Below are 13,084 nucleotides of genomic sequence, written 5' to 3'. Positions count from 1 at the left end.
ATGTTACCGGAATGCCCTTTCCGATGACATGTGTTATTTATGTTATAAGCATTGATAAAAAAATTATCATACTTAAACCTTTTTCAATTCAAATATATTTTTTCTATCATACCATTTAAGCGACTATTTTAACATTAAATTCCATTTTGTGAACAAAATTTCCAAGGCTAAATGATGACAAATTGTAAGTTTTCACTTACAATAGCTAATGGTCAACAAAGGAGTCGGTTTAGAAATGTTTGAAGCAATCATTTACAACATATCTGTCATGGTCGCAGGTATTTATCTATTTCACAGATTACAGTATTCAGAAAATAAAAAAATGGTATTTTCAAAAGAATACGTGACAGTTTTAATGACACTCGTTTCTCTACTCTTAGCTGCATATCCTATTCCATTTAAGAGCGAATATCTCGTTCATTTAACTTTCGTGCCTTTATTATTTTTAGGGCGCTATACAAATATGATATATACACTGGCTTCCGCATTCATTGTTGCATTAGTTGATGTATTAATATTTGGAAATTCAATTATTTATGGCATTACTTTAGTCGTAATTGCTGGTGTTGTAAGTGCTGTAGGTCCATTTTTAAAACAAAACGATATTGTTTCTTTACTAATTTTAAATTTCATTAGTATTATCATTTTATTAATATTAGCATTTGCAAGTCCAATTTATGACTTAATAGAAATATTAGTACTTATTCCTATTTCTTTAATTATTACTATTGCTTCTGCCATTACATTCGTAGATATTTGGCATTTCTTCTCATTAGTTAACCGTTATGAAAATGAGGACAAATACGATTACCTTACAGGTTTAGGAAATGTTAAAGAATTTGATAGACATTTAAATGAAGTTTCACGTATTGCTGAAGAAAAAAATCAAAGTTTAGCTTTACTCTTAATCGATATTGATGGATTTAAAGATGTAAACGATATTTACTCACACCAATCGGGTGATGCTGTACTTAAACAAATGTCACAGCTATTAAAAAATTATGTACCAAATCAATTTAAAATCTTTAGAAACGGTGGAGAAGAATTCTCAGTTGTCATTAGAAATTACTCGCTAGATCAAAGCGTAAAATTAGCTGAAAATATTCGTTCTGGTGTAGAGAAGTCTTCTTTCCATCTTCCAGATAAGGAAGTTATCAAACTTTCCGTTTCAATCGGGGTCGGATACTTAACCCAAGATGATCGTAAATCACAACGTAAAGTATTTAAAGATGCCGACGATATGGTTCATGTTGCTAAAAGTGAAGGACGTAATAAAGTGATGTTTAACCCTATTGTTAAACTATAAGTTTTAAATACTGCTATCATAGATGTAAACCATTTAATCTTATGATTAAAATGAATCTATGTATGGCAGTTTTTTTATATTCATTCTCATAAAAACATCATATTCTATCAATAAACTTCACAACAACTACAACAATAAGAAAATTAAAATTCAGCTTTTAATAGTGTAGTGTCTATTGAAAGTTAAAGGCGCAAGTTGTAAACTTCAATTGTTCATTAAAAAAATAAAATTGTCTTGGAGGTGAAGGTGTATGTCGGATTCCATCACGATAATAGATGAAAATAAAGTTATCGATGTAGTATTAATTGCAGGTAGAATCTTACTTGAAGCGGGCGCGGAAACGTATCGTGTTGAAGATACAATGAACCGTATTGCACATAGTTATGGTTTGCATGATACATATAGTTTTGTTACATCTACTGCGATTATATTTTCACTTAATGATCGCACCAGTACACGATTAATACGAATTCGTGAACGTACAACAGATTTAGAGAAAATCGCTCTTACAAATAGCTTATCTCGTAAAATTTCTAACAATCAACTTACGATTGATGAAGCTAAAACAGAATTAATTCACCTTAGACGTGCATCTCTACAGTATTCATTCTTTATGAATTTTCTTGCTGCATTTATAGCTTGTGGCTTCTTCTTATTTATGTTTGGAGGTACCGCTTCTGACTTTTGGATTGCGTGTTTAGCTGGAGGTGCAGCATTTTTAACTTTTAGTTTTGTACAAAAATACATTCAAATTAAATTCTTCTCAGAGTTTGTAGCCTCAGCAGTAGTTATCAGTATCGCTGCAATTTTCACCAAAATTGGAATCGCTAAAAATCAAGATATTATTACTATTGCAAGTGTTATGCCCTTAGTTCCTGGTATCCTTATAACCAATGCCATTCGTGATTTATTAGCAGGAGAATTGTTAGCTGGTATGTCACGTGGCGTTGAAGCTGCGCTTACCGCCTTTGCAATAGGTGCGGGTGTCGCAATTGTATTACTACTATTATAAGAAAGGCTGTTAATAATGTTATTTTATTTATTCCATTTTACAATTAGTTTCATTTCCACAGTCCTTTTTTCAATTATATTTAATGCGCCCAAAAAGTTACTTGTAGCTTGTGGTTTCGTAGGTGCAGTAGCTTGGACAATTTATCAATTCACAGTTGGGATGGACTTAGGAAAAGTAGGCGCTTCTTTCCTAGGAAGTTTAATTTTAGGTTTAATGAGTCATACTATGAGCAGACGATATAAACGACCTGTAATCATCTTTATCGTTCCAGGAATCATTCCTTTAGTACCAGGAGGAGCTGCATACGAAGCGACTCGCTACTTAGTCTCTAATAATTATACTTATGCAGTAAATACATTTTTAGAGGTCACTTTAATTTCGGGCGCCATCGCTTTCGGTATACTTGTGTCTGAAATCATCTATTATATTTACACTCGTATTAAACAGTATTATGGTAAAATCAAAGGTAAAACTTATAGAAAATCTTATAATATGAATAATAGAGTTTAACCTTAAGGGGATGATTATAATGAAAGAACAAATTATTAACCGATTAACAAGATATGTAAAAATCGATACGCAATCAGATCCAAACTCTCAATCAACACCGTCCACAGATAAACAGTGGGATTTATTACGTTTATTGGAAAATGAACTTCAAGCATTTGGGTTATCTACTGATATTGATGAATATGGATATCTATTCGCTACTTTAGAAAGCAATGTAGATGATGAGGTGCCAACAGTAGGTTTCTTGGCCCATGTCGATACATCACCAGATTTCAACGCAACAAATGTTCAACCACAAATTATAGACAACTACGATGGGCAAGCGCTCCAGTTAGGAGATACTCATCGTGTGCTAAACCCAAGTGTTTTCCCTGAGTTAAACCAAGTTGTAGGACATACATTAATGGTTACAGACGGTACATCATTACTTGGCGCTGACGATAAAGCAGGTGTTGTCGAAATTATGGAAGGTATTAAATACTTAATTGATCACCCTGAAATTAAGCACGGTCGTATTCGAGTCGGTTTCACACCCGATGAGGAAATTGGTAGAGGACCTCACAAGTTTGACGTTGCTCGTTTTAATGCTGACTTCGCATACACAATGGATGGAAGCCAATTGGGTGAACTTCAATTTGAAAGTTTCAATGCGGCGGAAGCTACAGTTACTTGTCACGGCGTGAATGTTCACCCTGGTTCCGCTAAAAACGCAATGGTGAATGCAAATAATTTAGGCCAACAATTTAATAGTCTTCTACCACCTAGCGAAGTGCCTGAACGTACTGAAGGATATGAAGGATTTTATCATTTAATGAGTTTCGAGGGTAACGTTGAAAAAGCCACGCTCCAATATATCATTCGTGATCATGATAAAAAGCAGTTCGACTTACGAAAAAAACGCATGATGGAAATTCGTGATGACATCAATACTCACTATGAGGATTTCCCTGTAAAAGTCGATGTTCATGACCAATATTATAATATGGCAGAAAAAATTAAACCCTTACAACACATTATTGATATCCCTAAACGTGTATTTGCTAAACTTGATATTGAACCTAATACTGAACCTATTCGTGGTGGCACAGACGGTTCGCAATTATCATTTATGGGGTTACCTACACCTAATATTTTCACAGGATGTGGTAACTTCCACGGTCCATTCGAATATGCATCAATAGATGTTATGGAAAAAGCAGTTCAAGTTGTTGTAGGTATCGCTGAAGAAGTTGCTAAAAAAGAATAATCATTCGAAACTTTGATATTAATTTAAAAGTGGGCTAGAAATATAATTTTTTATGAATCATATTTCTAGCCCGCTTTCTTTTTTTATTATCTAAAATAGATTTATTGATTAAGACTCGTTTTAAGTAATTTAAGAGCTTGAACTGTGTAATGGCGTATTTGAATGCCCATTCTAAAATCTGTATACGTTTCAGGCATATCTATAAATGTGTTAAACATTGCAGTCACACCTTGCGATTCAAACAAATCAAACTTATCACTTGTGGCACAAATTGCGATGGCAGGTTTATGATATTTTTGAGTTAAATCAGCAATACGCAAAGTAGTTGTCTCTAGAATTTGATCTTTTTCTTTGAGTCCTTCCCCAAAAATAATTAAGTCGGCTTGCTCAATTAAATCTTCTAAGTGTGTAATTTGATTAACAAGTTCGTGACTTGTTAATATTTCAGCTTGATATAAGCCTTTTAACACTGCAGCAATGCCTCCCCCAGCACCGCCACGTTCTATAGGGCCAATTGCTAATTTGAGTTCACTTTTAAATAGTTCACTAAAATACCAAACTAAATTATCAATTTCAGCAGCTTCGTTTTGATTTAATTGAAACGTTTGATACGTTTGCATAATCTCACTTTGCTTACCATACAATCGACTTGAAAAATCGGACATTAATTGTAATTTGGCATTAGCAAGCTGAGGATGTACATCAGATAAATCAATGCGTCTAATATATTTAATTTTATATGCACCCTCACTCACATCTACAATGTTTGCTTCATCATCATAGAATTTTGCACCAAGCGCTTGTAACATACCGGCACCTGCATCAAAGCTACCAATACCTCCTAGAGATATAACGATATGTTTCGCTTGATTATCCAGTGCTGCTTTTAATACTTCACCTAAACCATAACTAGAACGCTGATCAATCGGCTTTTCACCGTTTAAGAATAAATTCCCCTCAATAACAGTCATTCCACTATCAGTTTGGCCGTACATCGCTTCTACGTCATTCATATCGGCATCATGAGCTTTAACACGATATTTATTTCCAGACTGCCATAGAAATACAGAATCCATTAATTCATGTCTTCCATTAAATAATGGAACCTGTACAATATCTGCATGTTCAATTTGACTTGCTACCGCTTCTTCAACGTACCTATTCGCTTGATAACTGGAAATAATTCCATTGAACTCATCCATGGCTACTAAAACCTTCATTGTCTTAACCACCTTATATCTTTTACTCTTTTTCAAAATGATTTTCAACTTAAATATTGTTTAATAATTCGCATTTGAACCTATCCGCGTACTTATTTTACAAGTAATATTTATTAGGATATGATTATTCACTTATCTTTATAAATTTGAGGATAATGATGTACTTATACGTAATTCACTAACACATTATACATATTTTCTTAGAATTTTTCATAATATACGAAAGGCTTGCCATACATCTTCACTATCAGATGTCTATGGCAAGCCACTTAAACATTTAAATTATTTTCATTTATTCCTCAGCTTGTGCAAGTTGAGAAACGTTAATATCATCATGATCAGCATTCCACTTCATCTCACCATTTACAAAGTAAAAGGCTTGAGGAGATTCATGCTTCACGTTCGTTTTTTCTGCAATATAGTCCGATAATTTACGCTCCTGTTGAACGATTAAATAGTAACCATCAATATCTCTTTCATATAAAAATTTATTAAATTGATCATACGCATTTGCAGAAATTGGACAAGTTTCACTATGTTTTAATACAAAAACATATTTATTCTCTTCTAAGACTTGTTCAAACTGGTCAATTGAACTCAGCTTAATAGCCATTCTATTCACCTCTAAAAATATTTATCACATTTTATGAGCATATGCGTGATATTCATATCCCAAGAATCATCTCAGTGGGTACAATTATACACATTCTGCTGTATAATGTTAACCATCGATTTTTATTTTATTTAATTCAAAAAATAACTATTTTACATTTTCTTTAAACTCATAGTATTGCTTGTTAAATTCTTTATCCTTGCTTGAAATATCTTTACCCTCTTTTGGTAATTTATCCACATCAATTTTAGATAATTTTTCACTAATTTCGATAGTGTCTACTCGTGTGTCATAGTAATTTTGTAAACTGTAGTACATTTCAATTGCATTTTTCCTAGCATTATCTACGTGTTGGTCTGAAATATTAGTTTGGTTAATATCTTTAATTTGTTTATCAATCAATGGTGAAATATGATCATTGATTGCTTTTTTAGCTGAATCTGAATTTGTAGTAGAAGAATTGAGATATTTCTTAGCTGTAGATTTGAGTTGCTTATTATTTTCTTCTAATTTAGATGTTAACTGATCAGCATCACTTTTATTAGTAGCTTTATTAATATCGGATTCTACCTCTGATCTATTTTTTTCGAAAAGTTTCGTATAATCTAGTATATCTTCATTATCTTTGATAGAACGATTACATAAATCAACAAATGATTTTAAATCATTAATTGAAGTTTCTTTCTCTTTAACAGTATCTAAATACGAGTTACGTAGATTTTTAACATCATTTGTATTTGCAGGTAATTGATTAGCAGCCTTTTTATATTTCTTAAATTCCGGCATGAGATAGTTATTAATATCTTTTTGAAGTGCAATAAATTCTTTTTTGTTTTTATCTGTCGTATCCGTTTTACTTAAGTTATCTAACTCTTTTAAATGTATTTTATCTATAACTTCTTCAACGTTTTTTTGCTTTTTCTTAACATCACTGAGTTTATTGTCAAAATCATTAAAATCTTTGTTAGTTTTATTTCCACAGGCTGTTAGCGTGGTTATAAATATGACAATTGTTGCAATAAATAGTAATTTTTTCATATCTGCACTCCTTATCATTAAACATTATACATAAACGTATTTATTATGAAAATGAATTGTGTTATAGTATGTCAGACTTTACTGTAAAATTGAGAAATTATAATTCACAAGGAGTAAATCATGTATACTTATGTTCAACCTTTAGTCAAAGAGGACTTAAATGAATCGTTCGCTAAAGAATACCAAAACGTCAAAAATATATTGTTTAATTTATTAGATTCACCAGTTAAATACACTCAACATATTGGTGGCACACGTCATTTTAATTATGCTACAGAACCCATATTGGATGTACTTGTAGGAGTCAATAATTTACACGATATTACTGCTCTAGATGAAAAACGTTTGAATTATGCTGGTTTTTACCGACTTCACCATTCCTATAAGAAAAAAGTAGTGATGGCTCGATTCAATAATCTTAGTGAACTTAAGCAAGAAGTAAGATTACATATTATACAGTTAGATACCCCTCTTTTTGAACAGTATCAAAAGGTTGACCAATTATTAACACAAGATAAGAAATTTTCTCAATTATTTTCCACGAAAAAACAAAATATATTGAAACATGTGCGAGCCATTCGTATGTATGAAAATCAAAAACAAAGTATCTTTGAGGATTTAAGTAGAGACTCAAATTAATTAGAGCATTTACTACACATCAATACGAGAATTCTTACTTTGTCTATTTAATGGTAAAATAATATATTCAAATTTCGCAAATAACTATTAAAGTTGATATAATAATAATGATATTAAGAAGATGAGAAAGGATGTACAAACCGTTGAATAAAAGTGACATCTTAAATGATTTAAAGTCGATTATTCCCGACAATATAATTAAAGTTGATGAACCTCTCAAACGTTATACATATACTGAAACTGGCGGAGAGGCAGATTTCTATTTATCCCCAACAAAAAATGAAGAAGTGCAAGCAATTGTAGCTTACGCTTATAATAATAATATTCCTGTTACATATTTAGGTAATGGTTCAAATATTATAATACGTGAAGGTGGAATAAGAGGCATCGTTCTAAGTCTACTATCATTAGATCATATTGATGTTTCTGACGATGCGATTATCGCTGGTAGTGGCGCTGCAATCATTGATGTTTCAAGAGTTGCACGAGATCATGTTCTTACTGGTTTAGAGTTTGCATGTGGTATTCCAGGTTCAATCGGTGGTGCTGTATTTATGAATGCTGGTGCATATGGCGGTGAAGTTAAAGATTGTATCGACTATGCGCTATGCGTTAATGAGAAAGGTGATTTAATCAAGTTAACTAATGAAGAATTAGAGCTAGATTACAGAAATAGTATTGTTCAAAAGAAACATCTTGTTGTACTTGAAGCAGCGTTCACTTTAATGCCAGGTCATTTAGATGAAATTCAAGCTAAAATGGATGATTTAACTGAAAGAAGAGAATCAAAACAACCATTAGAATACCCTTCTTGTGGAAGTGTATTCCAAAGACCTCCTGGCCATTTCGCTGGTAAATTAATTCAAGACTCTGATTTACAAGGTCATCGCATCGGTGGCGTAGAAGTATCTAAAAAACATGCTGGCTTTATGGTTAATGTAGATAAAGGTACGGCAACAGATTACGAAGATTTAATTCACCACGTACAAAGAACTGTTAAAGATAAATTTGATGTAGAATTAAATACAGAAGTACGTATTATTGGAGAACACCCTAAAAGTTAATTTATAAGGAGGTACATCTAATCTATGCCTAATATTCACGGTTCAGTCATTGATAAAGAGACAAGATGTACTCACTATCACTCTTTTTTAGATGTTATTGCAATTAAATTTAAATGTTGTGACAAATATTATCCTTGTTATAAATGTCATGATGAACATGAATCACATTCTATACAAAGATGGACTGAGAAAGAATTTGATAAAAAAGTTATTATGTGTGGTGTGTGCAACCATGAAATGAGTATTCACGACTACATGATGGTTGAAGTGTGTCCTAAATGCAAAGCACATTTTAATAGTAGATGTAAATTTCACTATCATTTGTATTTTGAAATATAACTTACTTTAAAAGTTTTTAATAGTCATTTTGTAACTAAGGTTAAGCAATTGAGTTTGTTTAACCTTTTTATTATATAAAAATCAAAAAACCTTTAGTTATACAACACGGTAAGTATTGTAAACTAAAGGTTTTTCTTCTTATTAGGTTAATATTTATTATTCATCGAATACAAAGTCTTCATCTCGTAGTGCTTCAACATTTAATGCTAACGTATAGCCGTCACCTTTTACTGAGAAGAAGTCATGGTTCTTAGTAGATGTATCTAAAGCATTCTCGATAATTGGATTAAATTCACGTTCTTCAAAATAAGGTTCAAAACCTAAGTTAGATAAAGCCTTATTACCATTATAACGAACATAGTTAAGTACATCTTCAGTTAAACCAATATCATCATATAATAAGTGTGTATAAGATACTTCATTATCATAAAGTTCGTTTAATAACTTATACATTTCTTGATCTGCTTTTTGCTTTTCACTCTCTGACAGCTCATTGCGTAAGCTTTGAGCATCTAAACCAGTGAAAACACCGTGAATTGATTCATCTAATAAGATTTTACGAATAATTTCACCAGAAGTCGTCATTTTACCTTGACCAGCAAGGTATAGCGGATAGTAGAAACCAGAGTAAAATAAGAACGTTTCTAAGAATACACTTGATACTCTTGCGATATATTGGTCAAAAATTGATGCTTCTTTTCCCCAAAGCTTATGATAGTTGTCGATAATTTTATCTGATTTATATTTTAAATGAGGTTCTTCAATTACCCATGTGTCTAACAAATAGTTCGTTTCACTAGACGGAAGTAATGTTGTGAAGATATGAGAATAACTTTTAGCGTGAATTTGTTCCATCATAGCCATAAATGAGTATACAGCTTTTTTTCTTAAATCAGTCGTATGTAACATAATCAAAGGCATTCCATCGTCTGCTTGATGCGTATCTAGCCCTGTTAATCCTGCTAAAGCCTTTTTAAATGTTTCTTTTTCAGAATCTGTCAATGTTTTCCAACTTGCTATATCTTTTGAAACTTTAAACTCTGTTTCGACCCACATTTGTGAGATGTTTTGACGCCAAAACATATTCGTCATATCTTCTTGGGTGTTCCAGTTGACCGCTTTCATGTAAATCCTCCTGTCATTATTATGTATTGCATAGAGAATTTCAACCACACTAAATATGATAAACATAATTAGCAGTGATTGAAATTTCTAGCATTTTATTTAATTTAAAATATTAGATTGCACAGCTTGTACATTCTTCTACACTAAGTAATTTGTTACGTGTATAATAAAGTGATTTTAGTCCTTTATAATGTGCGTAAACATATAATCTTGAAAGTTCACGTGTAGAAATTTCTGAATTTACATATAGAATTGTTGAAATACCTTGGTCTACATGTGTTTGTATTGTTGAAACTAAATCGATTAATTTCATTTGATCAGTATTAAATGCTGATTTGTAATACCACATTGTTTCAGGTGATAGGAAAGGCATTGGATAAAATGTTTCAGCATTTCCATAAGTACGACGCTCAATTTGATCTACAATAGGCATTACAGAGCTTGTTGCATTTTGCACATATGAAATACTTTGAGTAGGTGCAATAGCTAAACGGTAAGCATGATAAAGACCATATTGTTCTACTTCTTTTTGTAGAGCTTTCCAATCTTCTGAAGTTGGAATATCTAAACCATCGAATAGCTGGCGAACTTTTTCAAATTGTGGCTCAAATTCTTGTGAAGTATAGAATTCAAAATATTTGCCATTAGCATAATCTGATTGGTCAAAATCTTGATAGCTTTCTCCGCGTTCTTTAGCTATTTCCATTGAACGTTCTATAGAATAATAGTTCATCATCATGAAGAATATATTAGCAAAGTCTTTCGCCTCTTCAGACTCATAACCGATTTTATTTTTTGCTAAATATCCATGAAGGTTCATTACACCTAGACCTACTGAGTGCAACTCACTATTAGCTTTTTTAACACCTGGAGCATTTTGTATATTAGCTTCATCACTCACTACAGTAAGTGCATCCATACCAGTGTGAACAGAATCTCTGAATTTACCTGATTCCATAACATTAACAATGTTTAGAGAGCCAAGATTACAAGAAATATCACGTTTAATCTCATCTTGTGTACCATAGTCATTGATAATAGATGTCTCTTGTAATTGGAAAATTTCTGTACATAAATTACTCATTTTAATTTGACCAATATCGGAGTTGGCATGTACTTTATTTGCATTATCTTTAAACATTAAATACGGATAACCAGATTGTAGTTGAGTTTGTGCAATTGTATTTAACATTTCACGTGCATCTTTTTTCTTCTTATCAATGTTAGGATTAGCAACCATATCATCATAATATTTCTCTAAATCAATATCATCTAATGTCACACCATATTCTTGTTTTACAGTATGTGGGGCGAACATATAGAAGTCTTTACCTTCTTTAGCTAAATCAAAGAACTTAGAAGGAACAATAAGACCTGTTGAAATTGTAGATAAACGTAAATCTTCATCAGCATTGACCTTTTTAGTATCTAAAAATTCTTCCACATCATAATGGAAAATATTTAAATATACAGCACCTGCACCAGGTCTTTGACCTAATTGATCGGCATAACTAAATCCACCTTCAAGTGCTTTAGCTACTGGTAATACACCTTTAGCAACACCTTTAATACCTTTGATTGCCTCTCCACGGGCACGTAATTTTGATAAATTAATAGCGACACCGCCACCAATTTTACTTAGTTGCTTCGCTGTTGAATCAATAAAGTTAATAGAATTTAAACTATCATCAACTTCTAATAAGAAACATGAAACGAGCTCACCGCGACGTGCACGACCTGCGTTTAAGAAAGTAGGCGTTGCTGGTTGATAACGTTGTTCAACCATAGAAGAAATAAATTGTTTTGCTTGTTTAGTATCACCATTAGCTAAATAAAGGGCAACAATTGCAACATGTTGATTATAGTCTTCTAAAAATTGACTTTTATCGTTTGTTTTTAAAGCATAGTCCTTATAGAACTTACTTGCAGACATGTAGCTAGCGAATTGAAAATGGATTGACTTAGCATATTCAGTAATTTCTCGTAATTCTTCTTCAGAGTATTTCTCAAATACATTGAAATAAAAGTCATTATCCACAAGGTAATGTAAACGTTCAATTTCATCATCGAAATAAATTGTTTTATCGTGGATTTCTTCAAGATAAACTTTTAATGCTTCCTGATCCTTCTCTAAATCAAAGAAACCATTATCTTTCCGCTTTGTTACTTCATTATTTAGTTCAATATGATTGTATTTCTTCTCGTTCATGGTTTTCATTGAAATTACCCACCTTATCCTTAAATTCAATTACATCATTGTTCGTACCTTGTACTTCAAATTTCATAAGTAGAGGAACATCATAGTCCTCTGAGATTGTACGGCCTGCTTTAGCAAAATTTTGCCCCCAATTACGATTTCCGCTTGCAGCTACCGCTTGTAATTGAGCGTGATTAACTTCTAAAAAAGATTGAACAGGTTGTGGCACTTCTCCAAATCCAATAGTGCCAGTAACTAAGATATATGGTTCATTTACTGGTTCCGTACAATTGTCTTGAGTAATTTCTAACGTGTCATCAATTTCTGCTCGCTTTATAAAACGTCTAACATTTCCAGAAAATGAGAAATATACTACTTTCATTGGATCACCTTCTTTCTTCAATCTTTAGTTGTCGTGTCTATATTGAGCATTCACAAACTCAAAAAATAAAAGCACCACTAGTATAGAGGTGTAAACCGTTATGATTTTTAATTTCTAAATATTCTTATTTCTTGTAAAAGAAAGTTTATTTTAATGCCTTTAGTATGTCTTTAAGTTTATAACCACTACATATAGTACTTAAAACTTAAATAATACTAAATGATAAATTGCTTTATTTGTAACTGATTACTAATTTTGCAATGATTTATCATTTGAATTAGTGTGATTTTGCATTAAAATTAATTAATTTCCCAGTATTAACTTTTAAACTCTAAACACTATATATAGTGTTTGGTTTTAAAAGTTAATACTATATTCTGTGTTTCATTATAC

13 protein-coding genes are annotated in these 13,084 nt (G+C 31.9%); 7 read left to right on the top strand and 6 right to left on the bottom strand.

The features are described 5' to 3' along the window. Positions 1 to 235: 235 nt before the first annotated feature. From gdpS to pepT, 4 genes are all read left to right on the top strand, one after another. Complete coding sequence (gene gdpS, locus AC3WQX_RS01155) at positions 236 to 1,306, top strand: GGDEF domain-containing protein GdpS (RefSeq protein ID WP_002433106.1); 1,071 nt, start codon at positions 236 to 238, stop codon at positions 1,304 to 1,306. A 250-nt stretch (positions 1,307 to 1,556) separates the two neighbouring features. Next, positions 1,557 to 2,318, top strand: a complete 762-nt coding sequence (locus AC3WQX_RS01150; protein ID WP_023350663.1) for a threonine/serine exporter family protein — start codon at positions 1,557 to 1,559, stop codon at positions 2,316 to 2,318. A gap of 15 nt (positions 2,319 to 2,333) precedes the next feature. Beyond that, positions 2,334 to 2,828: a threonine/serine exporter family protein gene (locus AC3WQX_RS01145; RefSeq protein WP_002469625.1), complete on the top strand. Its 495-nt coding sequence runs from the start codon at positions 2,334 to 2,336 to the stop codon at positions 2,826 to 2,828. A 19-nt stretch (positions 2,829 to 2,847) separates the two neighbouring features. Beyond that, the gene (pepT, locus tag AC3WQX_RS01140; protein WP_023350664.1) at positions 2,848 to 4,074 is read left to right on the top strand and encodes a peptidase T; all 1,227 of its coding nucleotides are present in this window, start codon (positions 2,848 to 2,850) and stop codon (positions 4,072 to 4,074) included. Between the two features lie 101 nt (positions 4,075 to 4,175). Here the strand turns inward: pepT and AC3WQX_RS01135 are convergent, their stop codons facing one another. The 3 genes from AC3WQX_RS01135 to AC3WQX_RS01125 all read right to left on the bottom strand — a co-directional run bounded on the left by AC3WQX_RS01135 (position 4,176) and on the right by AC3WQX_RS01125 (position 6,945). Beyond that, positions 4,176 to 5,294, bottom strand: coding sequence for a glycerate kinase (locus AC3WQX_RS01135; RefSeq protein WP_002433418.1), 1,119 nt, complete (start codon positions 5,292 to 5,294; stop codon positions 4,176 to 4,178). Between the two features lie 292 nt (positions 5,295 to 5,586). Then, a complete protein-coding gene (ytxJ, locus tag AC3WQX_RS01130) occupies positions 5,587 to 5,907 on the bottom strand; it encodes a bacillithiol system redox-active protein YtxJ (RefSeq protein WP_002433080.1) in 321 nt (106 codons plus the stop codon). A 147-nt stretch (positions 5,908 to 6,054) separates the two neighbouring features. After that, positions 6,055 to 6,945, bottom strand: coding sequence for an EMYY motif lipoprotein (locus AC3WQX_RS01125; RefSeq protein WP_030064715.1), 891 nt, complete (start codon positions 6,943 to 6,945; stop codon positions 6,055 to 6,057). 120 nt (positions 6,946 to 7,065) lie between these two features. Between AC3WQX_RS01125 and AC3WQX_RS01120 the strand changes: the two genes are divergently transcribed. From AC3WQX_RS01120 to AC3WQX_RS01110, 3 genes are all read left to right on the top strand, one after another. Next, positions 7,066 to 7,584 carry a GrpB family protein gene (locus tag AC3WQX_RS01120; protein WP_023350666.1) on the top strand — a complete coding sequence of 173 codons (519 nt, stop codon included), beginning with the start codon at positions 7,066 to 7,068 and terminating at the stop codon, positions 7,582 to 7,584. 131 nt (positions 7,585 to 7,715) lie between these two features. Continuing rightward, positions 7,716 to 8,648 (top strand): UDP-N-acetylmuramate dehydrogenase, encoded by a 933-nt coding sequence (gene murB, locus AC3WQX_RS01115; protein WP_002433388.1) that lies wholly within the window; start codon positions 7,716 to 7,718, stop codon positions 8,646 to 8,648. A gap of 24 nt (positions 8,649 to 8,672) precedes the next feature. Further along, a complete protein-coding gene (locus tag AC3WQX_RS01110; RefSeq protein ID WP_002433075.1) occupies positions 8,673 to 8,987 on the top strand; it encodes a CHY zinc finger protein in 315 nt (104 codons plus the stop codon). A gap of 156 nt (positions 8,988 to 9,143) precedes the next feature. Here AC3WQX_RS01110 and nrdF read toward each other — a convergent pair whose 3' ends face one another. The 3 genes from nrdF to nrdI all read right to left on the bottom strand — a co-directional run bounded on the left by nrdF (position 9,144) and on the right by nrdI (position 12,691). Then, positions 9,144 to 10,112: a class 1b ribonucleoside-diphosphate reductase subunit beta gene (nrdF, locus tag AC3WQX_RS01105; protein ID WP_002433452.1), complete on the bottom strand. Its 969-nt coding sequence runs from the start codon at positions 10,110 to 10,112 to the stop codon at positions 9,144 to 9,146. 112 nt (positions 10,113 to 10,224) lie between these two features. Then, entirely contained in the window at positions 10,225 to 12,330 is a 2,106-nt protein-coding gene (gene nrdE, locus AC3WQX_RS01100; protein WP_023350667.1) for a class 1b ribonucleoside-diphosphate reductase subunit alpha, read from the bottom strand. Next, positions 12,293 to 12,691 (bottom strand): class Ib ribonucleoside-diphosphate reductase assembly flavoprotein NrdI, encoded by a 399-nt coding sequence (nrdI, locus tag AC3WQX_RS01095; protein ID WP_023350668.1) that lies wholly within the window; start codon positions 12,689 to 12,691, stop codon positions 12,293 to 12,295. The genes nrdE and nrdI overlap by 38 nt, the downstream gene beginning before the upstream one ends. Positions 12,692 to 13,084 lie beyond the last annotated feature (393 nt).

The organism is Staphylococcus sp. FW104-15G4D, from assembly GCF_058790135.1.
Note: the sequence above shows the minus strand (reverse complement) of the source record. Positions and strands in the feature narration are given on the sequence as shown.